Source organism: Brevundimonas basaltis (assembly GCF_014202075.1).
GTDB lineage: Bacteria > Pseudomonadota > Alphaproteobacteria > Caulobacterales > Caulobacteraceae > Brevundimonas > Brevundimonas basaltis.
The window spans coordinates 775,047-798,490 of record NZ_JACHFZ010000001.1 but is presented as its reverse complement, the minus strand read 5'-3'; the positions used below and the strand labels follow the sequence as shown (position 1 = coordinate 798,490).

28 protein-coding genes are annotated in these 23,444 nt (G+C 68.6%); 12 read left to right on the top strand and 16 right to left on the bottom strand.

Annotated features, from left to right (window positions below; genetic code table 11):
• Positions 1-9 precede the first annotated feature (9 nt).
• The 3 genes from HNQ67_RS04250 (at position 10) to HNQ67_RS04240 (ending at position 1,404) form a co-directional block, all read left to right on the top strand.
• On the top strand, positions 10-273 hold the full coding sequence (locus HNQ67_RS04250) for a hypothetical protein (protein ID WP_183252597.1): 264 nt from the start codon (positions 10-12) through the stop codon (positions 271-273).
• 43 nt (positions 274-316) lie between these two features.
• A complete protein-coding gene (locus HNQ67_RS04245) occupies positions 317-769 on the top strand; it encodes a hypothetical protein (protein WP_183252595.1) in 453 nt (150 codons plus the stop codon).
• Positions 770-843: 74 nt separating this feature from the next.
• Positions 844-1,404 carry a hypothetical protein gene (locus HNQ67_RS04240; protein WP_183252593.1) on the top strand — a complete coding sequence of 187 codons (561 nt, stop codon included), beginning with the start codon at positions 844-846 and terminating at the stop codon, positions 1,402-1,404.
• A gap of 13 nt (positions 1,405-1,417) precedes the next feature.
• Here the strand turns inward: HNQ67_RS04240 and phoB are convergent, their stop codons facing one another.
• The 6 genes from phoB to HNQ67_RS04210 all read right to left on the bottom strand — a co-directional run bounded on the left by phoB (position 1,418) and on the right by HNQ67_RS04210 (position 8,016).
• Positions 1,418-2,107, bottom strand: coding sequence for a phosphate regulon transcriptional regulator PhoB (gene phoB, locus HNQ67_RS04235; RefSeq protein ID WP_183252592.1), 690 nt, complete (start codon positions 2,105-2,107; stop codon positions 1,418-1,420).
• A 16-nt stretch (positions 2,108-2,123) separates the two neighbouring features.
• On the bottom strand, positions 2,124-2,849 hold the full coding sequence (gene phoU, locus HNQ67_RS04230) for a phosphate signaling complex protein PhoU (protein ID WP_183252589.1): 726 nt from the start codon (positions 2,847-2,849) through the stop codon (positions 2,124-2,126).
• A gap of 11 nt (positions 2,850-2,860) precedes the next feature.
• A complete protein-coding gene (gene pstB, locus HNQ67_RS04225; protein WP_183252587.1) occupies positions 2,861-3,727 on the bottom strand; it encodes a phosphate ABC transporter ATP-binding protein PstB in 867 nt (288 codons plus the stop codon).
• Positions 3,728-3,731: 4 nt separating this feature from the next.
• On the bottom strand, positions 3,732-5,042 hold the full coding sequence (gene pstA / locus HNQ67_RS04220; RefSeq protein WP_183252585.1) for a phosphate ABC transporter permease PstA: 1,311 nt from the start codon (positions 5,040-5,042) through the stop codon (positions 3,732-3,734).
• Positions 5,035-6,465 carry a phosphate ABC transporter permease subunit PstC gene (gene pstC / locus HNQ67_RS04215; RefSeq protein WP_183252583.1) on the bottom strand — a complete coding sequence of 477 codons (1,431 nt, stop codon included), beginning with the start codon at positions 6,463-6,465 and terminating at the stop codon, positions 5,035-5,037. The genes pstA and pstC overlap by 8 nt, the downstream gene beginning before the upstream one ends.
• A 108-nt stretch (positions 6,466-6,573) precedes the next feature.
• On the bottom strand, positions 6,574-8,016 hold the full coding sequence (locus HNQ67_RS04210) for a sensor histidine kinase (RefSeq protein WP_183252581.1): 1,443 nt from the start codon (positions 8,014-8,016) through the stop codon (positions 6,574-6,576).
• 147 nt (positions 8,017-8,163) lie between these two features.
• On the opposite strand from HNQ67_RS04210, the gene HNQ67_RS04205 reads away from it, so the two are divergent.
• Entirely contained in the window at positions 8,164-9,120 is a 957-nt protein-coding gene (locus HNQ67_RS04205) for an ABC transporter ATP-binding protein (protein ID WP_183252579.1), read from the top strand.
• Positions 9,117-10,508, top strand: coding sequence for an ABC transporter permease (locus HNQ67_RS04200; protein WP_183252576.1), 1,392 nt, complete (start codon positions 9,117-9,119; stop codon positions 10,506-10,508). The genes HNQ67_RS04205 and HNQ67_RS04200 overlap by 4 nt, the downstream gene beginning before the upstream one ends.
• Before the next feature lie 228 nt (positions 10,509-10,736).
• Here the strand turns inward: HNQ67_RS04200 and rpsU are convergent, their stop codons facing one another.
• A complete protein-coding gene (rpsU, locus tag HNQ67_RS04195; RefSeq protein ID WP_183252808.1) occupies positions 10,737-10,988 on the bottom strand; it encodes a 30S ribosomal protein S21 in 252 nt (83 codons plus the stop codon).
• A 188-nt stretch (positions 10,989-11,176) separates the two neighbouring features.
• Between rpsU and HNQ67_RS04190 the strand changes: the two genes are divergently transcribed.
• Positions 11,177-11,869 carry a COQ9 family protein gene (locus tag HNQ67_RS04190; protein ID WP_183252573.1) on the top strand — a complete coding sequence of 231 codons (693 nt, stop codon included), beginning with the start codon at positions 11,177-11,179 and terminating at the stop codon, positions 11,867-11,869.
• A gap of 301 nt (positions 11,870-12,170) precedes the next feature.
• Here the strand turns inward: HNQ67_RS04190 and HNQ67_RS04185 are convergent, their stop codons facing one another.
• Together HNQ67_RS04185 and purE are read right to left on the bottom strand one after the other, a co-directional pair.
• On the bottom strand, positions 12,171-13,247 hold the full coding sequence (locus HNQ67_RS04185; RefSeq protein WP_183252571.1) for a 5-(carboxyamino)imidazole ribonucleotide synthase: 1,077 nt from the start codon (positions 13,245-13,247) through the stop codon (positions 12,171-12,173).
• On the bottom strand, positions 13,248-13,739 hold the full coding sequence (gene purE, locus HNQ67_RS04180; RefSeq protein ID WP_183252570.1) for a 5-(carboxyamino)imidazole ribonucleotide mutase: 492 nt from the start codon (positions 13,737-13,739) through the stop codon (positions 13,248-13,250).
• Between the two features lie 122 nt (positions 13,740-13,861).
• Between purE and HNQ67_RS04175 the strand changes: the two genes are divergently transcribed.
• Positions 13,862-14,425, top strand: coding sequence for a diguanylate cyclase (locus HNQ67_RS04175; RefSeq protein WP_183252568.1), 564 nt, complete (start codon positions 13,862-13,864; stop codon positions 14,423-14,425).
• Between the two features lie 3 nt (positions 14,426-14,428).
• Here the strand turns inward: HNQ67_RS04175 and HNQ67_RS04170 are convergent, their stop codons facing one another.
• Genes HNQ67_RS04170 through HNQ67_RS04160 form a run of 3 tightly spaced genes read right to left on the bottom strand, consistent with a single transcriptional unit; the run spans position 14,429 to position 15,782 of the window.
• Positions 14,429-14,653: a YdcH family protein gene (locus HNQ67_RS04170; RefSeq protein ID WP_183252566.1), complete on the bottom strand. Its 225-nt coding sequence runs from the start codon at positions 14,651-14,653 to the stop codon at positions 14,429-14,431.
• 38 nt (positions 14,654-14,691) lie between these two features.
• Positions 14,692-15,159: a TIGR02444 family protein gene (locus HNQ67_RS04165; protein WP_183252564.1), complete on the bottom strand. Its 468-nt coding sequence runs from the start codon at positions 15,157-15,159 to the stop codon at positions 14,692-14,694.
• Positions 15,156-15,782, bottom strand: coding sequence for a UbiX family flavin prenyltransferase (locus HNQ67_RS04160; protein WP_183252562.1), 627 nt, complete (start codon positions 15,780-15,782; stop codon positions 15,156-15,158). The genes HNQ67_RS04165 and HNQ67_RS04160 overlap by 4 nt, the downstream gene beginning before the upstream one ends.
• 116 nt (positions 15,783-15,898) lie before the next feature.
• Between HNQ67_RS04160 and HNQ67_RS04155 the strand changes: the two genes are divergently transcribed.
• The gene (locus HNQ67_RS04155) at positions 15,899-16,072 is read left to right on the top strand and encodes a YdcH family protein (protein WP_183252560.1); all 174 of its coding nucleotides are present in this window, start codon (positions 15,899-15,901) and stop codon (positions 16,070-16,072) included.
• A gap of 59 nt (positions 16,073-16,131) precedes the next feature.
• Here the strand turns inward: HNQ67_RS04155 and HNQ67_RS04150 are convergent, their stop codons facing one another.
• Complete coding sequence (locus HNQ67_RS04150) at positions 16,132-16,800, bottom strand: DUF1013 domain-containing protein (RefSeq protein ID WP_183252558.1); 669 nt, start codon at positions 16,798-16,800, stop codon at positions 16,132-16,134.
• Between the two features lie 223 nt (positions 16,801-17,023).
• On the opposite strand from HNQ67_RS04150, the gene HNQ67_RS04145 reads away from it, so the two are divergent.
• The gene (locus tag HNQ67_RS04145; RefSeq protein ID WP_183252556.1) at positions 17,024-17,620 is read left to right on the top strand and encodes a beta/gamma crystallin-related protein; all 597 of its coding nucleotides are present in this window, start codon (positions 17,024-17,026) and stop codon (positions 17,618-17,620) included.
• Here the strand turns inward: HNQ67_RS04145 and HNQ67_RS04140 are convergent, their stop codons facing one another.
• Positions 17,621-18,589: an NAD(P)H-quinone oxidoreductase gene (locus tag HNQ67_RS04140; protein ID WP_183252554.1), complete on the bottom strand. Its 969-nt coding sequence runs from the start codon at positions 18,587-18,589 to the stop codon at positions 17,621-17,623. It lies immediately after the preceding gene.
• An 81-nt stretch (positions 18,590-18,670) separates the two neighbouring features.
• On the opposite strand from HNQ67_RS04140, the gene HNQ67_RS04135 reads away from it, so the two are divergent.
• Together HNQ67_RS04135 and rcdA are read left to right on the top strand one after the other, a co-directional pair.
• The gene (locus HNQ67_RS04135) at positions 18,671-18,874 is read left to right on the top strand and encodes a DUF1192 domain-containing protein (protein ID WP_183252553.1); all 204 of its coding nucleotides are present in this window, start codon (positions 18,671-18,673) and stop codon (positions 18,872-18,874) included.
• A gap of 93 nt (positions 18,875-18,967) precedes the next feature.
• Complete coding sequence (gene rcdA / locus HNQ67_RS04130; RefSeq protein ID WP_183252551.1) at positions 18,968-19,498, top strand: protease adaptor protein RcdA; 531 nt, start codon at positions 18,968-18,970, stop codon at positions 19,496-19,498.
• Positions 19,499-19,501: 3 nt separating this feature from the next.
• Here rcdA and HNQ67_RS04125 read toward each other — a convergent pair whose 3' ends face one another.
• Positions 19,502-20,995: a L,D-transpeptidase family protein gene (locus tag HNQ67_RS04125; RefSeq protein WP_246347423.1), complete on the bottom strand. Its 1,494-nt coding sequence runs from the start codon at positions 20,993-20,995 to the stop codon at positions 19,502-19,504.
• Between the two features lie 230 nt (positions 20,996-21,225).
• The gene (gene rpmE, locus HNQ67_RS04120) at positions 21,226-21,450 is read right to left on the bottom strand and encodes a 50S ribosomal protein L31 (RefSeq protein ID WP_183252547.1); all 225 of its coding nucleotides are present in this window, start codon (positions 21,448-21,450) and stop codon (positions 21,226-21,228) included.
• Between the two features lie 133 nt (positions 21,451-21,583).
• Here rpmE and HNQ67_RS04115 point away from each other — a divergent pair, with 133 nt between their 5' ends.
• Positions 21,584-23,434, top strand: a complete 1,851-nt coding sequence (locus tag HNQ67_RS04115) for an ABC transporter transmembrane domain-containing protein (RefSeq protein WP_183252545.1) — start codon at positions 21,584-21,586, stop codon at positions 23,432-23,434.
• The last annotated feature ends 10 nt before the right edge of the window (positions 23,435-23,444 follow it).

Sequence of the window (23,444 nt, the reverse complement as noted above, 5' to 3'; positions counted from 1 at the left end):
AGACCGATCGTGCCTGTTCTCACCACATGCCGCGCCACAGTCATCGTCGCCGGACTGGCTCTGTCGCTATCGGCGCCTGCCGGCGCCGGGGTCAGAAGCTACCCCGTTCAGGGCAGCGCGACGACGGAAGCTCTGGCCTGCCGAGCCGTCAACCGCTCCGCGAGAATCGGCAGCCAGGAGGGGGTGATCTCGATCAGCCCGTGCCGCTGCGTGCAGCGCGGCAGTCATGACTTCGTCTGCACCGTCATCGTGACCCGCAGAACGGACGACTGAGTTCAAAGCTCCGCACTATCGAACGCACAGAACTGGAGAGACCATGAAAACCCTGCTCATCGCCATCGCAGGTCTCGGCGCCCTGGCCCTGACTACCCCCGCCCAGGCCGGCGGCGTCGCCGTCTGCATTGAAGTCGGCAGCAATGCCACCGGCGGCGGCGACGACAAACAGTATTTCATTCGCCGATCCCCAAGCATCAACAGTCGCACCCTGGAGAGGCAGGCACGCGAGGATTTCGACAATCGGCGGTATGGCGGCAGCAACAACTGGGCGCCGCACTGTGACCGCAGCCGGTCCATGGAGCATGGTCAGTATGTCCTGATCCTCGGCGGTCGCCGGCTGGACTATGCAGGCGCCCCCTACACGCGCTGGGCCCTCGGCTACGGCGCCAACCGGACGGCGGCGAAACGGGAGGCGGTCCGCCAGCTGCGCCTGCGCGACGGCGGCTATCAGGATCGGCACGGCTACAGCGTCGTCGAATCCGGCAGTTTCTAGAGGCGGACCGGCGCCGTCGATCTCGTTTCCCACGCCCGCCCGGACACGGCCCGGGCCGACCCCAGGAGGACATCATGACGACCCCACGATCCTTGCGGCGCGCCACCCTGAACGGGGCCGGCCTGGCCCTGCTCGCCAGTCTCGCCTGCGCCACCCCCGCCGCGGCGCAAAGCCTGAATATTGACGATACGCTTTCTTACATCAACCAGCGCTGCAGTGAGCATGTCTCTGATGCGAGATACCATCAAAGCGTGTCTCTTCACCGAAACAAGATCGCGCTCATGCGTTGGCGTCCACCACTACGTGATGGGAGGCCCGGAACGATTGGCGGATCGTATGAATACTATGTGCATACATTCGATCTGCGCACCGTTGATGTCATTACGTACAACAATGGGAATGTCTATTTCAGTTGTGGGGTTATAGATTGCATTTTCGGAGCAAACATACATCCAGACTCTGCTCTCTCGTCGGTGGGAGACGTTGTGGATGCCGCCGCTGCACGGAGCTCCAAGACGACCTCAACGACCTTTCAAAGCTGTCGAGAACCAGACCGCGTATTCAACGCCTTCAAACATCTGCAACAACTGCTCGGCGGGCGCATCCCGGACCCTGTCGACCCGTTCGCCAACTGAGGCGGAGCGGCCCCTATCCCCCCAAATCCAGCGAATAGCCCGCAGACCGCACCGTCCGGATCGGGTTGACCGTGCCCTCGAGGTTCAGCGCCTTGCGCAGGCGGCCGACGTGGACGTCGACGGTGCGGGCCTCGACGTAGACATCCGAACCCCAGACGGCGTCGAGCAACTGTTCGCGGCTGAACACCCGACCGGGGTGCTGCATCAGATGGTCGAGCAGGCGGAACTCGGTCGGACCGAGGTGGATCTCGGTTCCGGCGCGGCGCACGCGATGGGCGACGCGGTCGATGACAATGTCGCCGTGGTTCAGGCGGTCGTCAGCCAGGCCCGGGCGGATGCGGCGCAGCACGGCGCGGATGCGGGCGTTCAACTCGACCATCGAGAACGGCTTGGTCATGTAGTCGTCGGCGCCGGTGTCGAGGCCGCGCACGCGGTCGGATTCCTCGCCACGGGCGGTGAGCATGATGACCGGCAGGTTTCGGGTCTCGGCCTTGCCGCGGATGCGCCGGCAGACCTCGATGCCGGACAGCTTGGGCAGCATCCAGTCCAGTAGCACCAGATCGGGCAACCGCTCCTCGATCTGAAGCATGCCCTCCTCGCCGTCGGCGGCGACGACGACGCGGTAGCCTTCCTTCTCGAGGTTGTACTGGATGAGGGTGGCCAGGGCGTCCTCGTCTTCCATCACCAGAACATAGGGCTGCACGGCGGTTCTCCGGGTCTCAGGCGTCGTCGGCGGGCGGCTCGGGGATGTCTTCGGCGGTGTCGGGGTTCCAGCGCGGGCGCTCGCCGGTGAACTCCTGGCCGGTGATCTCGTAGTAGATCGTCTCGGCGATGTTGGTGGCGTGGTCGCCGATGCGCTCGAGGTTCTTGGCCATGAACAGCAGGTGGGTGCAGGCCCCGATCGTGCGCGGGTCGCCCATCATGTAGGTCAGCAGTTCGCGGAACAGGCTGTTGTAGTGCTCGTCGACCTCGTCGTCGGTGTTCCAGACGGCCACGGCCCGCTCGATCTCGCCGGCGGCGTAGGCGTCGAGCACGTCGCGCAGGCGCATGGAGACCAGCTTGCCCATCCGCTCGATCGACCGCGTTAGCGGCTGCATCGGATCGCCCTCGGCGAGGATCAGGCCGCGCTTGGCGATGTTCTTGGCCAGGTCGCCGGTGCGCTCCAGGTCGGTGGCCAGCTTCATCGACGACAGGGTGCGGCGCAGGTCCGAGGCGACTGGCTGGCGCAGGGCGATCAGGCGGATGGCCTTCTTCTCGATCTCGCGCTGCAGGGCGTCCAGCCTGGCGTCGCGCTCGACCACCGAACGGCCGAGGGCGACGTCGCGGCGGGCGACGGAATCGATGGCGTCGGCGACCTGGGCCTCGGCCAGACCGCCCATGCGGGCGACCTCGGCGGTCAGCTGGTCCAGTTCGTCTCCATAGGCCTTGACGGTGTGCTGGGTCATCCTGATGCGTCCTAGCCGAAGCGGCCGGTGATGTAGTCGAGCGTGCGCCGCTCGCGCGGATTGGTGAAGATGTCCTCGGTGTCGCCGGTCTCGATCAGCCGGCCGAGGTGGAAGAAGGCGGTGCGCTGGCTGACCCGCGCCGCCTGGGCCATTGAGTGGGTGACGATGACGATGCAGTAGCGCTCGCGCAGCTCGTCGATCAGTTCCTCAATGCGCGCCGTGGCGATCGGGTCGAGAGCCGAGCAGGGCTCGTCCATCAGGATGACCTCGGGCTCGACGGCGATGGCGCGGGCGATGACCAGGCGCTGCTGCTGGCCGCCGGACAGGCCGGTGCCCGGCGAGTGCAGCCGGTCGGCGACCTCTTCCCACAGGCCGGCGCGCTTCAGCGAGTCCTCGACGATGCCGTCCAGCTCGGGCTTGCCGTCGGCGAGGCCGTGGATGCGGGGACCGTAGGCGACGTTCTCGTAGATGGTCTTGGGGAAGGGGTTGGGCTTCTGGAACACCATGCCGACCCGGGCGCGCAGCAACACCGGATCGACCGACTTCGCATTGACGTCCTCGCCGTCCATCTCGATGCGGCCGACCACGCGGGCGCCGGGGATGGTGTCGTTCATCCGGTTCATGGTGCGCAGGAAGGTCGACTTGCCGCAGCCCGAGGGGCCGATCAGGGCGGTGACCGTCTTGTCCGGAATATCCAGCGAGACGTCATGCAGCGCCTGTTTGTCGCCGTAGAAGACCGAAACCTCGCGCGCGGTGATCTTGGTCGGGGCGTCAGGGTCGGCGCTGTGCAGGACTGGCGGAGGCGTCAGCACCCGGGTGTCCGTGTCACCCGATCCGCTGTTCGCGCCGTCCGGTGCGTGAAAAATCTTGAACTTCATAAGACTACCACCGGCGTTCGAAACGGCGCCGCAACAGGACGGCGGCGGCGTTCATGACGATCATGAAGGCGAGGAGGACCATGATGGCCGCGGCGGTGCGCTCATGGAAGGCGCGCTCCGAGGCGTTTTCCCAAATGTAGATCAGCGAGGGCAGGGCGCCGGTCGGTTCGCTCAGACCGGCGGGGATGCCGGGCACGAAGCTGACCATGCCGATCAGCAGCAGCGGCGCGGTCTCGCCGAGCGCGTGGGCCATGGAGATGATGGCGCCGGTCATCACGCCCGGCATGGCCAGCGGCAGGGTGTGGTGAAACAGCGTCTGGGTCTTCGAGGCCCCCATGGCCAGCGCGGCCTCGCGGATCGACGGCGGAACCGCCTTCAGCGAGGACCGGGTGGCGATGATGATGGTCGGCAGGGCCATCAGGGCCAGCACAAGGCCGCCGACCAGCGGACTGGCGCGCGGCAGGTGCATCCAGTTGATGAACAGGGCCAGGCCCAGCAGGCCGTAGATGATCGACGGCACGGCCGCCAGGTTGTTGATGTTGACCTCGATCAGGTTGGTGATCCGGCCCTTGGGCGCGAACTCCTCGAGATAGAGGGCCGCGCCGACGCCCAGCGGCAGGGCGATCAGGGCGGTGACCAGCAGCATCAAGGCCGAGCCGACCACGGCGCCCAGCACTCCGGCCAGCTCCGGCTCGGTCGAATCGCCCTTGGTGAACAGGGCCGAATTGAAGTGCGAGGTGACCATGCCATCGGCCTTCATGCCGTCCAGCCAGGCCAGTTGCTGATCCGACAGGCGGCGCTGGTCGGCGGGCGTGTCGCGCGAGATTTCGCCCTTGAAATAGAGGTCGGCGTCATCCGACAGCGGCGCCGGGATCGGCACGGTCTCGCCGATCAGGGCCGGCCGGTCCCGGATCAGGTCGGCGGCGACGAACTTCAGCTCGGACGAGAACAGGCCGCGCATGGCGGTGGACTGCGTGCCTTGCTCGTCGTCGGCGATCCCGAGCCGCGCCAGCTGCTGCTCGGCGACCAGCTGCTCGAAATTGGTCCCTTGCGGATAGGCCTGGTCGATCCGGGCCGGGTCCATATAGACGGGTACGGTCAGGGTGTGGGCGTAGAAGGCGGTGTGGCCCTGGTCGAAAATCCGGCCAAGGAGCAGCAGAAGGAAGCCCACCGCCACACCGATGGCCAGCAGGCCGTACAGCTTGAACCGGCCCTCGCGGGCGTAGCGGCGCTTCAGACCGGCGCGCAGGCGGTCGGTCCGCTCCGCGCCGGCGGCGGGCGTCGGCTTGCCGGGGGGAATGGCCGCGTCAGTCATATTGCTGCCGATAGGTATGGACGATGCGCTGGGCGATGATGTTCAGCGCCAGGGTCACGAGGAACAGGGTCAGGCCGAGGCCGAAGGCCGCCAGCGTCTTGGGGCTGTTGAACTCCTGGTCGCCGGTCAGCAGGGTGACGATCTGCACCGTCACGGTCGTCACGGTGTCGAGCGGATTGAGAGTCAGCCGCGCCGCGAGCCCCGCCGCCATGGTCACGATCATGGTCTCGCCGATGGCCCGCGACATGGCGAGCAGCATGGCCCCCGCCACGCCGGGCAGAGCGGCCGGCAGAAGCACCCGCTTGACCGTCTCGGACTTGGTCGCGCCCATGGCGTAGGAGCCGTCGCGAAGCGACTGGGGGACGGCGTTGATGATGTCGTCGGACAGCGAGCTGACGAAGGGGATCAGCATGATCCCCATGACCGCACCGGCCACCAGGGCCATCTGGTTCTGGACCAGCATCAGATATTGGCCGATCCCGTCCAGCGGGCCGCCGACCAGCAGGGCGCCGAGACCGTTGAAGAACTCGCGGAAGGCCGGGCCCACCGTCAGGGCGGCGAAGAAGCCGTAGACCACGGTCGGCACCCCGGCGAGCACTTCCAGCACCGGCTTGACCGTGGCCCGGAAGGCCGGCCCGGCGTATTCCGACAGATAGATGGCCGCGAACAAACCGACCGGCGCGGCCACGACCATGGCGATGAGCATGATCAGGAAGGTGCCGGCGAACAGCGGCAGGGCGCCGAAAGCCCCGGTCGATCCAACCTGGTCGGCGCGGATCGCCGTCTGCGGGCTCCACTGGGTCCCGAACAGGAACTCGAAGATCGGCACCGAGGCGAAGAAGCGCAGCGAGTCGAACACCAGCGAGGCGATGATGCCGACGGTGGTCAGCACCGCCACGGCCGAACTGACGAACAGCAGGGCCACCACCCAGCCCTCGACCCGGTTGCGCGCCCTCATGTCCGGCCGGATACGGCTGAACACGAACAGCGCGCCGAGCAGCGCCGCGAGCGCCGCCAGCACCACGGTCCCGAGATCCAGCATGCGGCCGATCCCGGCGACCCGCGCGCCCTCGGCCGGCAGCAACTCAGCGTAGGGCGCGGGCCAGATCTGGGTCGCAGGCTGGCCGGCTCCGATCGCGCGGGCGTCGCCGAAGAAGGCGCCCCGGCGCAGCGGGTCGAGCTCGCTCACCGCCTCGGGCGCGCCGCCCATGATCAAACTGCCCTCGATCGCCGGGCCGAACACCGCCGCAGCGATCAGCACCACCAGCGCCGGGACCGCGGTCCAGATCAGCGCCCAGGCGCCGAACTGGGCGGGCCGGGAGTGGGCGTGGATTCCCCGCTGACGCCGTTCGGCCAGTCCTCGCGCGCCAAACCAGGCGGCGATGGAGGCGACGATCAGGATCGGCAGGAAAAACCAGGTCATGCGGGTCCGGAACCGGGGAATCGGAGCGGCCGGGGGCGGCCCCCGTCGTTCGCGGCGGAACCTGCCCGTGAATGGTCAGCGGATTACGACGCCCGCGTGACAGTTCTGTTACGTCCGGCGGCCCGCCGTCATCCGGAAGTCACGCGACCCCGCCGCCCCCCTTGGGGCCGCCAGCGGGAAATAGGCCGTGAATTTGGCGCCCTTGCCGGGCGCGCTTTCGACGGTCAGCCCGCCCCGGTGGCGGTTGACGATGTGTTTGACGATGGCCAGCCCGAGACCCGTGCCGGGACGCTCGCCGCTCTTCTGGCCCTCGACGCGATAAAACCGTTCGGTCAGCCGCGGCAGATATTCGCGGGCCATGCCCGGCCCGCGGTCGCGCACGGTCACGGCGGCGTAGCGCAGACCCGGCTCCCGATCCGGCGTGACGAGCGGCAGCCGCGTCGCCCCGCCGCCCCGATTACCGCCGGACCACGGGGCCGAGGCCTGTTCCAGCGTCACCTCCGGCTGGACGACGACCTCGATCACGTCGCCCTGCGGCGAGTATTTGATGGCGTTGTCGATCAGGTTCTGCACCACCTGCACGATCTCGTCGCGGTCCCCGTGAACCGGAGCGCCCGTCTCCGGGCCCTCCATCACGATCCGCACCTGGCGCTCGGCCGACAGCACGCTGACCGCGTCGATGACGTCGGACGTCGCCCGCGCCAGATCGACCTTCCCCGACGGCGGGACATGCTCGTTCAGTTCGATCCGGCTCAGCGACAGCAGGTCGGCGACCAGCCGCCCCATCCGCTCGGCCTGGGTCGCCATGATGTCGAGAAATTTGTCCCGCGCCTTGGGGTCGTCGCGGGCATGGCCCTTCAGGGTCTCGATGAAGCCCGACAGCGAGGCCAGCGGCGTCCTCAGCTCGTGGCTGGCGTTGGCGAGGAAGTCGACCCGCATAAGCTCCATGCGTCGCACGTCGGTCTCGTCGCGCAACACGACCAGCGCCAGCGCCCGGTCGCCGGTCGGGGCGAGCGGCCGGGTCAGCGCCCGCCAGTGCCGGGTCTGGGCCCCAACGCCGGTATAGTCGGTGGTCCGCTCCACGCCGCCGAACAGGGCTTCGTCCACCGCCTCCAGCACCGCCGGCTCGCGCAGCACCGAGACCAGCAGCCCCCCCTCGCGCGGCGTCCGCAACAGCGCCCGCGCCGCCGTATTGGCCAATTCGACGCGGCGGTCGGCGATGTCGTCCGGCTCGCCGCCCGAGACCACCAGAACCGGATCGGCCAGCGCCTCGAATACGCTCTGCAGCAGGGTGGGATCGAGTCTCGATCCGGCCGGCGCCGCTTCGGCTGCGCCGTGATCGGTCCGCGCCGCCGGACCCGACCAGCGGCTCAGGGTCCACGCCGCCAGCGCCACAAGGGCCGCGCCGGCCAGCAGGGGCCAGGCGAGATCAGGCTGATAGAGAGCCAGGGCTACGAGCACGAGGATCGCCACGCCGGCGCTGGCCCCCGCAGTCCACAGCCGGGATCCGGAGTGGGGCGCGACGGGTGAGGGCGGGACATCGTAGGTCATCAAGGGTTCCGGCGGGCTTTCGCCGACGTCTATCCCGAAAACATGACATGAATTCACGACAAAGGCAGGGCCGCCCCCCCGCCCGGTGTTGTCAAACACCCTTTACAGACCTACCAAGGCGTCTGAACAGTATCCCGGGGAGGTCCCATGACGGCGGCTTTGACGCTCGACGGAGTCAGCAAGCGATACGGCGATTTCCAGGCCGTGCGCGATCTCAGCTTCGAGGTCGAGAAAGGCTCGATCTGCGGCTTTCTGGGCCCCAACGGCGCGGGCAAGACCTCGACTATCCGCATGATCCTCGGCCTGCAGCCGGTAACCGCCGGCCGGATCACCATTCTGGGGGCCGACGACGGCCGCAAGGTGCGCGACCAGATCGGTTTCCTCCCTGAGGAGCGTGGCCTCTACAAGAAGATGACCCCGGTCGACGCCATCGCCTTCTTTGGGGCCCTGAAGGGCTTGCCGTCGGGCGAGGGCCGCAAGCGGGCCCGCGAGATGCTGGTCGCCCAGGGGCTGGGCGAGGCTCGGCGCAAGAAGATGAAGGACCTGTCCAAGGGCATGTCCCAGAAGGTCCAGCTGATCGCCTCGGTGGTGCACCGGCCGGAGTTCGTGATCCTGGACGAGCCGTTCTCGGGGCTCGACCCGGTCAACCAGCAGGGGCTGGAGGCGATGATCCGCGGTCTCGCCGCCGACGGCGCCACCGTGCTGTTCTCGACCCATGTGATGCAGCACGCCGAGCGGCTGTGCGACAAGGTGGTGCTGCTGGCGCGCGGCCGAAAGGCCTTCGAGGGCACCGTCGCCGAGGCCCGCGCCACCACCCCCCGCTTCCTCGAACTGGAAGGCGCCATCGCGCCGGAGCAGGCGTCCGGCCTGCCGGGCGTCAGCGGCGTCGAGGTCGTCTCCGATATCGACGGCGTACGTGTCATCAAGGCGGCCCTGGGCCGCGGCGCCCAGGGTCAGGACGCGCTCAAGGCGGCCTTCCTGGGCGGCCTCGACGTGCGCCGCTTCGAGCTGCGCGAACCGGGTCTGCACGACGCCTTCATCGGCCTGACCGGGGACAACCCCGATCAGGACCAGTCCGTCAAAGCCGCGGAGGCCGCCCGATGAGCCGCACCCTGCTGATCGCCCGGCGCGAGTTCGCCGCCTACGCCAAGACCGTCGGCTTCTGGCTGTCGCTGCTGGCCTTTCCGGTGTTCGCCCTTCTGGGCGGCGCGATTCCCATCCTGATGGCCTCCAACCAGCCCGTGCGTCAGGTCGTGGTTGTGGAGGAGGGGCCGCGGGCCTCGGGCCTCGCCGCCGCCGTTCAGGCCTCGCTGCGCGAGGACGAAGCCCGGCGGGCCAGGCAACGCCAGCTGGCTGAGGCCAAAATCCAGGAAGCCGCGGGGGGAACCGCCGGCGGCAATGTCGCCAGGGGCGCGCTCAGCGGCCTCGACGGGCCGCGGATGACCCTCGTCGCGGCCCCTGCCGATCTCATGGCCGCCGAACCGGGCGAGCCGCGCGAGGCGGTCGCGCGTCAGTACCTCGGCGACGAGGTGGCCAAGGCCGACCGTCTCGACGCGGTGGTCCTGCTGGATCGCGACGCCAACGGCCAACCGACGGCCCGGGTCTGGTCGCGCAAGGCCACCGACACGGCGGTCGAACGCTTTGTGCGGACCGCGCTCAAGGAAGAGCATCGCCGCGTGGCCTTCGAGCGGGCGGGTATCGATCCCGCCGTGGTGACAGCGACGGCGGCCTTCGAGCCCGACGTGACGACCCTGTCGCCGCGGTCGGCGAGTGGTGGAGAGGTGTCCTTCCGCGACAAGCTGCCGGGGATCATCGGCCTCGCCTCGGGCTTCCTGCTGTGGTCGCTGATCATCACCGGCGCCTCGATCCTGCTGAACAGCGTGATGGAGGAGAAGTCGAACAAGATCCTCGAGGTGCTGCTGTCCTCGGCCTCGGCCACCGAGATTCTGACCGGCAAGGTGCTGGGCGTGGCCCTGCTGACCCTCACGGTCCTGCTGGTCTGGGGCGGCATCGGCGCATTCGGTCTGATCGCCGGCATGCCGCAGTACGCCCCGATGGTCGGCGAAGTGCTGATCGACAGCGGTCTGATCGGCTATTTCCTCGCCTATGCGGTCGGCGGCTATCTGATGTACGCGGTGCTGTTCGCGGCCATCGGCGCCTTCTGCGAGACGCCGCGCGACGCCCAGACCCTGATGGGGCCGATCATGATGGTCCTGGTCGTGCCGCTGCTGGTCATGCAGATGGCCATCCGCACCCCGGACGCCCCGCTGGTCCAGATCATGTCGTGGGTCCCGTTCTTCACGCCCTTCCTGATGAGCGCGCGGGCCCCGTCCGAGCCGCCGATGATCGAGATCGTCGGCACCATGGCCGGCATGTTCGCCTTCGCCCTGCTGATGGTGTGGATCGCCGGCCGCGCCTTCCGCGCGGGGGCGCTGTCCGACGTGAAGCTGAGCTGGAAAGCGTTTGCGGGCGCGATCGGCCGGGGAAGGTAGATCCTCACGTCTCCTCCCCGTTCGCCTTGCGAATGGGGAGGGGGACCGCGAAGCGGTGGAGGGGGAAACGGCGCAACAGTCGTGCGGCGGAACGCGCCCCTCCGTCACAGCGGGTATTCGCGCCGCGCGACCTCCGGATCGCTTCGCGACAGGGAGGAGACAGGACAAGAAAAAGGCCGCTCCGGTGTCCCGGGGCGGCCTTTTGATCGTCTGGTCTGAACTGCCGGCTTAGCCGCGACCGGCGCCGCCCGGGACGCGGGGCTTCGGCGGCGGCAGCAGGCCTTCGCGCTGGGCGCGCTTGCGGGCCAGTTTGCGGGCGCGGCGCACGGCCTCGGCCTTCTGGCGAGCGCGCTTCTCCGAGGGCTTCTCGTAGTGCACGTGACGCTTCATTTCGCGGAAGCTGCCTTCGCGCTGCATCTTCTTCTTCAGGGCTTTCAGCGCCTGATCGACGTTGTTGTCGCGGACGAAAATCTGAACCAGGTGAAACTCTCCTTTGGCCGCCCGCCGCGTCCTGTGAGGGAGACGGGCAGACAAATAAAATTCGTGCTCAGGAACCGGGGGCCCATGAGTGAAGGCGGGCTGATACACGAGGCGACCCGGCCTGTCCAGATCGTCGCGGCAAGATGTGAAGGCTCGAAACGCCCGCCGGACGGGCTTATGCTGGCCGCATGACCGAGGCGCCACACCTGTCGAACGACCCCTCCAAGGGGGAGGCTCTCAAAGCCGATTGGGCCGACCGCATGGAGCAGGCGGTGCTGGACGCCGCGGTCGAGCGTGCGCCGGCGCTGGGCTGGAACGGACGGATGGTCCGGGCGGCCTGCGCGGCGAACGGGCTGTCGCGCGGCGACGAGGAGCTGCTGTTCCCGAACGGTGCGCGCGATCTGGCCGCCCTGCTGTCGCGGCGGCACGACGACCGGGCGCTGGCCGCGCTGGGCGAGGTTGATCCGGCCACGCTGAAGATCCGCGAGCGAATCGCCCGCGCCGTCTCCGAACGGCTCGAGGCGGGAGCCGCCGATCTGGAGGCGACGCGCCGCTGCGCCGCCTTCCTCGCCCTGCCGACCAACGTCGATCTCGGCCTGCAACTGGCGTGGGAGACCGCCGATCACCTTTGGAACTGGGCCGGGGATACGGCTACCGACTGGAACCACTATTCCAAGCGGGCGATCCTGTCGGGCATACTGATCCCGGCCCTGACCATGCGCTGGTTCGACGGCAAGGAGGCGGCGGACGCCTTCGTCGCCCGCCGCATAGAGAACGTCATGGCCTTCGAGAAATGGAAGGCCGGCAAGGATTTCGACGCGCCGCTGCGCAGGATGACCGATGCGCTCAGCCGGATGCGATACGGGGCGAAGGCGGAGTAGGGAGAGAGGGACCGCCGAAACCCTACCATCCCGGACCCTGTCATCCCGGCCAAACCCTGCCTTTCCGACACGCCCGATCAGGTCTGAAAGGTCGCCCATTCCCCCACACGTCCGCTTCTGACGCAGTCCCGTGCACACTGGCTGAATGCCCGCCGGGCCTGGTCTTTGACAGCTCCAAATCCCCGCCGCCGCCGTCCAGGCGCGGCGATCCGCGCCAGCACGATCGCGCTCATATGTTGGAGTCGATGACAGGGTGCATTTTTTCGCGCCAACCCTGCCATCCCGTGCACCCTTCGGAGGCTCAGCCCAGCGGCTTGACCCGGTTCACATGGCCCATCTTGCGGCCGGGGCGGGCCTCGGCCTTGCCGTAGAGGTGCAGGCGCATGTCGGGCCTGGCCGAGAGCGTCTTCCACTGCTCGACCTCGTCGCCCAGCAGATTGGTCATCTCGACCTTGGCGTGGGCCGTGGTCGGGCCCAACGGCCAGCCGGCGATGGCGCGGATATGCTGTTCGAACTGGTCGCAGACGCAGCCGTCCTGGGTCCAGTGTCCGGTATTGTGCACCCGCGGCGCGATCTCGTTGACCAGCAGCCGGCCGTCTCCGAGATCGAACAGTTCGACGCCGATCACGCCGACGTAGTCGAGGCCTTCGAGGATGGCCCTGGCGATGGCCTTGGCCCGCTTCTCCGTCTTCGCCTCGACAGCGGCGGGGGCGAGGGTGGTCTTGAGGACGCCGCCTTTGTGGATGTTCTCGCCCATCGGATAGACGGCGATCTTGCCGTCCCGCCCCCGCGCGGCGATCACCGACAGCTCGCGGCTGAAGGCGGCCTGGGCCTCGAGGATGGCGGGGCGTTCGCCGATCGCATGCCAGGCGTCGGCGGCCATCTTCGCTGAACGAACCCAAATCTGGCCCTTGCCGTCATAGCCCTCGCGGCGGGTCTTCAGCAGGGCCGGTGCGCCCAGACGCTCCAACCCCGCCAGCAGGTCGTCGAGGCTGTCGACAGCGACGAAATCGACGGTGGTCGCGCCGACGCCGTTGAGGAAGGTCTTCTCGTCGACGCGGTCCTGGGCCACGGCCAGGGCCTTGGGGCCGGGCGCGACGAGGGCGCCGGCCTCGGCCAGGGTCGCCACGGAGGCCGCCGGCACGTTCTCGAACTCGAAGGTCACCGCCTGCGCCACCCGGCCCAGCACGGTCAGCGCCGTCGGGTCGTCATAGGCAGCGACGATCTGGCCCTGCGACACGCGGCCCGCCGGGCTGTTTTCTTCCGGGTCGAGGATAACGACGTTGAAGCCGAGGCGCGATGCGGCCTGACTGAGCATCCGGCCCAGCTGTCCGCCGCCGAGGATGCCGAGGGTCGATCCGGGGGGCAGGGGAGTCACTCAGTCCTCGACCGTCTCGTGGACCGCCTCGGTCTGGGCCTCGCGGAAGGCGGCCAGACGTCCGGCCAGCACCTCGTCCGACAGGGCCAGAATCTGCGCCGCCAGAATGCCGGCGTTCTTGGCTCCCGGCTCGCCGATGGCCAGGGTGGCGACCGGCACGCCGCCGGGCATCTGGGCGATCGACAGCAGGCTGTCCATGCCCTTGAGCGCCTTCGACTCCACCGGCACGCCCAGCACTGGGAGTTCGGTCATCGAGGCGGCCATGCCGGGCAGGTGGGCCGCGCCGCCGGCGCCGGCGATGATCACCTTGTAGCCCGCGGCCCGCGCGCCCGTGGCGAAATCGAACAGGCGTTTGGGGGTGCGGTGGGCGCTGACGACCTTCGCCTCCCAGCCCACGCCGAGCCGGTCCAGCGCCTCGGCGGCGTGCTTCATCGTCGGCCAGTCCGAGCGGCTGCCCATGATGATCGCGACCGGCGGGGTCTGAGTCGCCATGCTGACCTCTTTCGCGGGAAAGCGGCGCGATACAGGACTCGCGTTGCGCCCGCAACCGACGGCGTTAGGCTCGGGGTCGGCCGGAGCATGGTGAGTCGCCGGTCAGGGAGCGCTATTCGCCTGTGACCGACGCGGCCGCCATCGACCCCATCGCCGAGATCGAACGGCTCCGCGCCGAGGTCGAGGCCCTGCGCCGCCGCGCCGAGGCGGCCGAGGCGGCGGCGGACCACGACGTGCTGACGCCGGCGCTGAACCGCCGCGGCTTCGTCGCCGCCATGAAGGGGGCCATGGCCTTCTGCCAGCGCCACGACGTCCCGGCCGTGCTGCTCTACCTCGACCTCGACGGCTTCAAGGCGGTCAACGACAGCCTTGGTCACGCCGCCGGCGACGCGGCCCTGATCCATGTGGCCGAGATGATGCGGGCCAACTTGCGCGAATCGGACGCCGTCGGCCGGCTGGGCGGCGACGAATTCGGTCTGTTGATGCTCAACGCCGGTCTCGACGAGGGCCGGGAAAAGGCCCGCAAGCTGGCCGCGACCCTGAAAGATGCACCGTTCGAATGGAAGGGCCGCTCCGCCGGTCTCGGCGGCTCGTTCGGCGTCCGCGCCTTCGCCGCCCACACCGACCCGGAAGTCTGGCTGGCCGAGGCCGACGCCGCCATGTGGGTGAGAAAGAAGGGCCGCTGACCCTCAGGCGATGATGTCGGGCAGCACGATGGCCTCGATCTTCACAATCTCGTCCCGCAAGGTCAGCTTCTTCCGCTTCAGCCGGGCCACCATCAGCTGGTCGGGCACGGGCATGAGCATCAGCGCCTCGATCGAGGCGTCGAGGTCGGCGTGCTCCTGCTGAAGCACCTTGAGCCGGGCGTGCAGCGCCTGCTCTTCCTCGCTCAGATAAGGATCGTCGTCGTTCATGGTCGGGCCCCGGAGGCGGGCTTATAGCGCGCTGTGGTTCACGCCGGAAGCCGTTCGGCGAGGGCCGTCAGGCCGGGACGCGGCGTCATCGGCGACCACTGCCGCGCCACCGCGATCAGCGCGTCCAGCACGGGCCGCGGGGCTTTCCCCGGCGACGGGGTCAGCGCCTCCAGCGCCTGTAGCAGACGGCGTTCCGCTTCCAGCTCCACGGCCTTGACCTGGGCGCGAAACGCCTCGCGGCCGGCATCCTCCAGATCAGGGTTGCGGCCCTTGAGCGCGCGCCGGACGTCCCGGAGCGGGGCGATGGCGGTCTCCTGCCAGGCCCGGGCGATGTCGCAGGCGGCCTCGAGCGTGTCGGCGTCCGGCGCCCGCCCGGTCCGCGCCGCCCAGGCGGCCCAAAGCAGCAGGGGCACGCTCTGGCCGGCGGCGTCCTGCAGATGCAGACAGGCCTCCCGGACGCCGTCGGTCCCGTAAGCCCGCACGGCCCAGTTCCACAGGTCGCTCATTCCCTGGTTGCGCCCTTAAGTCCGGTCCAGCGCCGGACGCTGGACCACTCCAGTCCGAACAGGTCGAGAGCGCGCCCGACCGACTGGTCGATCATCTCCTCGATCGAGGCGGGCCTGGCGTAGAAGGCCGGCAGGGGCGGGGCGATGATCGCGCCCATTTCGGTCAGGGCCGTCATGGTGCGCAGATGGCCGAGGTGCAGCGGCGTCTCGCGGACCATCAGCACCAACGGCCGCCGCTCCTTGAGCACGACGTCGGCGGCGCGGGTCAGCAGGGTCGAGGTCACACCGGTGGCGATCTCGCTCATGGTCCGGACGGAACAGGGGGCCACGAGCATGCCCATGGTCCGGAAGGAACCGGAGGCGATCGAGGCGCCGACATCGTTCAGACGGTGCGTCACGTCGGCGCGGCCCATCAGGTCGTCGGCGGATAATTCAGTCTCCTGCGACAGGGTCAGCAGGGCGGCGCGGGTCACGACAAGGTGGCTCTCGACGCCGAGTTCGCGCAGGGCGTCCAGCGCCCGGATTCCGTAAGCCACGCCGGATGCTCCGGAAATTCCGACGACCAAGCGGGACGGCGTGGTCGGCCTCGGGTTCCGTACGGCTCCGTTCACATCATCGGCCATATTCGGGTCCACGGTCATCAGGTCCGGGCGGTCAGCGGCTTCACCGGAAAGTGATTCCACAGCTGGTCCAGCCGGGCGCTCAATCTAGTGGTCCCTTAGACATGGAGGCGCAAGCCATGACCATCGAAGCTCGTATCCGCGAACTGGGAAACCGTCATCGCAATCTGGATGAGACCATCCGGCGCGAAATGACCCACCCGGCGTCGGACTCGCTTCGCGTAAGGGAGCTCAAGCAGCAGAAGCTCCGGCTGAAGGAACAGATCACCAGCCTGGAGGCCCGAACGCATTAGCGACGGCCTCCCGCAGACAGAAAGACGGCCCCGGAGCGATCCGGGGCCGTTCTGATTTGTCAGTCCTTGGCACCGAACACCGACTCGGCGGTCGGTTCGGCCCCGCGGCGCTCGCGGGCCTCCGGCACGAATTCCGGTTCGGCCGGCTCGGCGGCGTCGGCGGGCTGGAGGGTGGCGCCGCCCTTCTTGGCGTCGTCCTTGGCCTTTTTGTCGGCGGCCTTCTTCACCAGTTCATCGAGCGCCAGCTGGCCGACCAGGCCAAGGGTCACCGGATCGACCGGTTTGATGTTGGCGCTGTTCCAGTGCGTGCGGCTGCGCACGCTCTCGATGGTCGATTTGGTCGTGCCGAGGAGCTTGGCGATCTGGGCGTCGGTCACCTCGGGGTGGTTGCGCACGAACCAGGCGATGGCGTCAGGCCGGTCCTGACGGCGCGACACCGGCGTGTATTTCGGCGCCGGCTTGGCTGACTTGAGCAGTTCCGCGTGGCGGCTGACCACGGCCTTCATGCGGTAGCTGTCGTCGTTCTGGGCCTTGTCCAGTTCCTCGCGGGTGAGTTGACCATTGACCAGCGGGTCGGCTCCGCGGATGTCGCGCGCCACGTCGCCGTCGGCGATGCCGCGCACTTCCAGCGGATGCAGGCCGCAAAAATCAGCGATCTGCTCGAAGGTGAGGGAGGTGTTGTCGACCAGCCAGACCGCGGTGGCCTTGGGCATCAGAATGTCGGTCATGAGCGTCTTTGCTTCTGTTCTTGGCCCGCCCCGACACGGGGCCTGGCGGGTTCCGGATACGACGGCGCCCGACCTTTCGGCCGGGCGCGTATGTGTTCGATATAAGCTCATTCGCGGCAAAAGAAAACGAAACCCGACATCGCCATACAGCCAAGGTTCATCCTGGCGGCGGAACAGTGTCGTCCGGACGCGTGGTGCGTCGTTGACCCAACCGGAGGATACCATGCTGATCGAAACCCTCGCCGCCGTCGCCATGATGTCCGGCGCCGGTCAGGAACTGACGCCGCGCGTCGCCCCTCGCGGCGACTACCGCGACAGCTGCAGCGGCGAATACGTCAACCGGGGCCGCCTGTACGCCGACTGCCGTGACCGGCGGGGCGATATCCGCGGCACCTCGATCGAGCTGAACCGCTGCACCCCCTATGAAATCCGCAACGACAACGGTCTGCTGGTCTGCGGCCCTGTCCGCGGGAGCTATGAGGACCGTCAGGGCGGTGGGCGTCCGGACAACGGCGGCGGCTGGGGGGGCGGGCGTGCCGAGATCACGGTTTACAAGGACGCCCTCTACCGGGGCCCGTCGACCAGTTTCCGGGGCGCGATGCCGAACCTGCGTAATACGGAGTTCAACGACAACATCAGTTCGATGCGGTTCCGGGGAACCTGGGAGGCCTGCACGGACGCTTATTTCCGCGGCACCTGCCGGACCTTCAGCGACGATGTGTGGAACCTGCAGCAGCACGGCATGAACGACCGGATTTCCTCGCTCCGTCCCGTGGGACGCGGGGGCCGGGACCGGTACGACCGGGATGATCGCTGGTAGTCAGGTCGTCAGCACGACCTTGCCGACATGGCCGCCCGCCTCGAGCCTGAAGTGGGCGGCCGACGCCTGTTCCAGCGGGAAGGTCTCGACCGGCGGCCGGACGAGGCCGGCCCTGACCCAAGGCCATACGGTCGTCTCCACAGCCGCGATCAGCCGCGCCTTTTCGTCGGCGGGCCGGGCGCGCAGGGTCGAGCCGCTCAGAACGATCCGCTTCATCATCAGTCGGGCCAGATCGACCTCGGCTCGTGCGCCTGAGAGGGTAGCGATGACCGCCCAGCGGCCGAACGGTTTCAGCGCCGTCTGGTTGAGCGCGGCGTAGTCCGCCCCGACCATGTCCAGCACCACGTCGACGCCGCCGTAGGCTGCGATGGCTCCCTCCAGATCGTCGGTGAGGGCGTCGAGGCTCAGGTCAGCTCCGAGCGCCCGGGCGGCGTCCGCCTTGTCCGCGCCACGGGAGGTGGCGACCACGCAGGCCCCCGCCGCCCTGGCCATCTGGATAGCAGTCACGCCGATGCCGCTGGTGGCGCCGTGTATCAGCAGGGTCTCTCCGGCCTTGAGCGCGCCGGATTCGAACACGTTGGCGAAGACGGTGCAGACCGTCTCGGGCAGGGCGGCGGCCTGAACGAAGTCGAGGCCGTCGGGGACGGGCAAGGCGTGGCGAGCATCGACCAAGGCGCAGTCCGCATAGCCGCCGCCGCCGAGCAGGGCGCAGACCCGATCGCCCACCGCCCAGCGGGTGACGCCGGCGCCGATTTGATCCACTTCGCCGGCGACCTCGAGCCCGAGGATGTTCGAAGCGCCGGGCGGGGGCGGGTACCGCCCGAGCCGCTGGAAGATGTCGGGACGGTTCACTCCGGCGGCGCGCACGCGGATGCGGATCTGGCCGGGACCGGCGACCGGCTCAGGTCGGTCGACCAGTCTCAGCGCCTCCGCGGGACCCGACCCGCCCGTAATCTCGACAGCCCGCATCGGCTCCTCGTCCTTGCAATCGTCCGTGTCCGGGCGTTCAGATAGGCGCTTGCCCGTGGATTGGCCAAGAAGGAGGCGGTGATGTTCGAGGATCTGGAGCCCCGTCCGGCGCGGGGCGCGCCGCTGATCGCCCTGCAGCGCGAGGATCTGGACGGATATTCGGTCGAAGACCTCAAGGAACGCATCGCCGGGCTGGAGGCGGAGATCGCACGGTCAAAGGCCGCCATCGACGGCAAGTCGTCCCAGCGCAACGCCGCCGACGCCATGTTCAACTTCCGCTCCTGAAATGTCCGTGACCCGGTCTGCTGGCATGGCCGTTGCAGACGGCTCATGCACCGCGCGAAACCGTGCCGGTCGTGATACGGATGCGCCTTGCCCATGAGTCAGATCGATTTGATGCCCAGCGACGACCTCATCCAATCCGCCGGACGCACCCGGGCGGCCGTCGTCGATGACTTCGCCCGGTCGGAGCTGTTCGACCGCACGTTTCGTGAGGGGATGGAGCTGGTCGAAGAGACGGCGGCCTATCTGGATGGCGACGGACGGCGGGAATCCAAGCTGCTGTCGCGGACCACGGCGCTGGCGTACGCCGGGGAGAGCATGAAGCTGACCACGCGGTTGATGCAGATCGCCTCTTGGCTGCTGGTCCAGCGGGCGGTGCGCGAGGGCGACATGACGGCCACGGCGGCCTGCGAGGCCCGGTATCGTCTGGCCGGCCGCAAGATCGAGACCGAGCCGACCCATCCGGAATTGCCGATCGCCCTCATCGAATATCTGGTCCGGGCCGAGAAGCTGTATGACCGGGTGCTGCACCTCGACCGGCGCATGTATCTGGACGCGCCGGAGGAAGAGGCGGTCAATCCGGTGCAGAGCCAGCTGGACCGGCTGGCGGCGGCGTTTCGCCATTAAGGGCTACGGTCCGATGTCGTCGACGTCGCGGCCGCGGCCGTCATCGACCACCTTGGGCAGGCTGACGGCGATGCCAAGGGCCTCGGCCAGCTTGTCGTCGCGGCCGTAGACGTCCTCGCGGAAGGCGACGCGTCCCTGACCATCGACGAAGGCGGTCCAGTACAGCAGACGGACGGTGATTTCGCGGCCGGTCTGGATGCGCTTGGTCTCGCGGCTGTCCTGAGCCGCGTCGAACGCCTCCAGCAGCGCCGGATCCGGCGAGAGCAGCAGGCGGGCGAACTCGACCGCGTCCTGGACCCGAACGCAGCCGTGGCTGCGCTGGCGCATGGCCAGGTTGAAGGCTGATTTGGTCGGGGTGTCGTGCAGGAAGATGGCGTAGCTGTCGCGCAGCTCGAACTTCACATAGCCGAGAGCGGCGGTCGGACCGGCGCGCTGGATGACCGTGCCGTTCGAGATGTACATATTGTTGGCCGCCAGATAGCCGGGACCCTTGGGCAGGATCTCGTTCCGGGCGATCGAGGCGGGCACATACCACGGCGGATTGGCGACCACCGAAGCGAACTGCTTCTCGAGACTGGGCGTCTGGTTCGACGGCGTGCCGACGACGACCCGGTTCGAGTGAACCGGTTTGCCGTCCTTCCAGTAGACCATGATGGCGGCGGCGGTGTTGACCTCGATCCGTTCGGGCGCGAGATCTCGCTTGAGCCAGCGCCGGCGCTCGAGGTTGAGGGCGATCTGGCGGGCGCGGTCCTCGGCCGAGGCGGACAGCGAGCGCTGGGTGCCCGTCCCGATCCGGCCGTCGGAGGCGAGGCCGTGGCGGACCTGGAAGCCCCTGACGGCCTCCACAAGTTCGGGGCCGTAGAAATTGCCCGCGCCGGCCAGGCGCGCGCCGTCGGCCGTGGACAGGTCGCCCTCGGCCATGAGACGCTGGATTAATACCGGGATGCGCGGGTCGCTGGTCCCCGGCTCGATGGTCGGACCGGCGCGGAACACCGGCCAGCTCCGGCCCTCGCGGATCATCCGGCGGTAGCGCTCATATCCGGCTGACAGGTTGGAATAGCCGATATCGGTCGGGGCCAGTCCCTCGAACCAGTCCAGCAACTGATTGCGGGCGAGTGCATCGTTGAGGCCGAGCGGCAGATCGACCCGGTTCTTCTGCATTTCCCACAGGTCTTCGACCGTCTCGGGCCGGACCCGGCCCTCGGCCAACACCCGGCCGTAGCCGAGGGCGGCGGCCGTGGTGCGCATCTCGGCCGCGGACGGGATGGAGGCCAAGGCCTCGAAATCGAAGAAGTCGGCGGACGACAGACCGTGACGGCCGGCGCGGTCGGCGGCATTCCGCAGGGCCCGCACGCGGTCCGGGGTCCACACCGGGCGCCAGCCGTTCATTTCGTAGAAGGCGCGCACGTCGGGCTGGATCGTCGCGGGCAGACGAGCCAGCTGATCGTTGAAGCTGTCATAGAAGGCGACCGCGGCCGGATCGCGGGTCTGGGCCATCACGACCCCTCCGCTTGCCGACGCGATGGCCGCCGCCGCCGCGCCCAGACCCAGTTGCCGTCGATTCATAACTGCTGCTCTTCGCCCAATTCCACGCAGAATCCTGCGTCTACGCCCGAATGTTCCAACGCCGACATGTTATCGGCGTTCCGGGCAAACAGAAAGGCGCCGGTCCCGGGACCGGCGCCTTCGTGATCTTCCTGGCCGGGACTGTGACCCGAAAACCAGAGCTACTTCTTGATGAAGCCGCCGAACTTGTTGTTGAAGCGCGAGACGCGGCCGCCGCGATCCATCAGCTGCTGGTTGCCGCCGGTCCAGGCCGGGTGCGTCAGCGGATCGATGTCGAGGTTCAGGGTGGCGCCTTCCTTCTGGTAGGTGGAGCGCGTCTGATAGGTCGTACCATCCGTCATCGTCACGGTGATGAAGTGGTAGTCGGGGTGCGTATCGGCCTTCATGGGTCGTTGTCCGGTCTCTGCGCGGTGACGATGCCGACCGTCCATGCGCGAAAATGAGAAACCCGCCGGGAGGCGGCGGGAATGAGCGGCGGCGTTTACACCGGGGGCCGTTCCGGGGCAAGAGGCGCGCGCCATGACAGACACCACCGCCCCCGTGACCGACGCCGCCGACCTTCGGGGACGGCCCGGCGCCGGCGCGCTGCTGATCGAGCAGATGGGCGAGGCGGGCCAGCGGCGCGAGAAGCGGCGCGACATCCGCCCGCTGGGCCGGTTGCTGCCCTACGCCCTCAGGCACAAGGGCCATATGGCCATGGCGGTGCTGTGGCTGGCGCTGTCCACAGCCGCCTCCCTGGCCCTGACCGTGTCGGCGCGCGGGGCGATCGACAACGGCTTCGAGGACGGCGGGGCGCGGCTGAACCTGTGGTTCATGGTGCTGGGGGCGAACGCCCTGTTTCTCGGCCTGGCGACGGCGGTGCGCTATTATTTCGTCACCAAAACCGGCGAGCGGGTCGTGGCCGACGTGCGCAAGGGGTTGTTCGAGCGCATCCTGACGCTGGACCCGGCCTTCTACGCCCAGATGCGGACGGGCGAGGTGCTGTCGCGCCTGACCACCGACATCGCCCTGGTCGAGACGCTGCTGACCACCTCGGTGTCCTTCGCCTTGCGCAACTTCCTGACCCTGATCGGCGGGACCATCCTGCTGTTCGTGGTCAGCCCCAAGCTGACCGGGATGGTGTTGCTGGTGGTGCCGCTGCTGCTGGGGCCGATTTTCCTGTTCGGGCGGCAGGTGCGCAAGCTGACCGTGGCGTCGCAGGACAAGTTCGCCAACGCCGTGGGCTTCGCCGGCGAAAGCGTCGACGCCATCGAGACGGTGCAGGCCTTTGGCCGCGAGAAGAGCGCCATCGCCCGCTTCGGCGCGGCGGTGGAGGCGGCGTTCGGGGTCTCGCTGATCCGCATCCGGGCGCGGGCCCTGATGACCGCGATGATCATCGTGGTGATGTTCGGCGGGGTTACCTTGGTGCTCTGGCTGGGCGCGCAGGACGTGATCGGCGGGCGGATGTCGCCGGGGGCGCTGCTGCAGTTCGTGCTGCTGGCGGTCTTCGTGGCCGGGGCCGTGGGCGCGCTGGGCGAGAGCTGGGGCGACGTGCAGAAGGCCGCCGGGGCCATGGAGCGGATCGACGAGCTGATGCGCAGCACGCCGGCGATCGCCCCGCCAGCTCGACCGCACGCCCTGCCGGAGCCGCCGGTTGGCGAGGTGTCGATGTCGGCGGTGCAGTTCAGCTATCCGGGGCGCCCCGATCTGCCGGCGCTCAACGGCTTTTCCCTCACCGTACGACCGGGCGAGACGGTGGCGCTGGTGGGCCCCTCGGGGGCGGGCAAGAGCACGGTCTTCCGGCTGCTGCTGCGCTTCTACGACCCGCAGTCCGGGGTAGTGTCGGTGGACGGCGTCGACGTGCGCGAGGCCGATCCGACGGCGGTGCGGAACCGTTTCGCCTGGGTGTCGCAGGAGGCGCCACTGTTTTCCGGTTCGGCCAATGAAAACATTCGCTTCGGACGGGAAGCGGCGACCGTGGACGAGCTTCGCGCGGCCGCCGGAGAGGCGCAGGCGCTGGGCTTCCTGGAGGCCCTGCCGCAGGGCTTCGACACGCCGCTGGGCGAGCGCGGCAAGAGCCTGTCTGGCGGCCAGCGCCAGCGCATGGCCATCGCCCGGGCCCTGGTTCGCGACGCCCCGATCCTGCTGCTCGACGAGGCCACCTCGGCGCTCGACGCCGAGAGCGAGCGGCTGGTGCAGGCGGCGCTGGACAAGGCCATGTCGACCCGGACCACCATCGTCATCGCCCATCGCCTCGCCACCGTTCTCCGGGCCGACCGCATCATGGTGATGGAGGACGGTCGGGTGGTGGAGGAGGGGACCCACGCGGCGCTGAAAGCCCGCGGCGGGCTGTACGCCCGGCTGGCGGAGTTGCAGTTCCGGGCCGACTGACCTCCTGTCA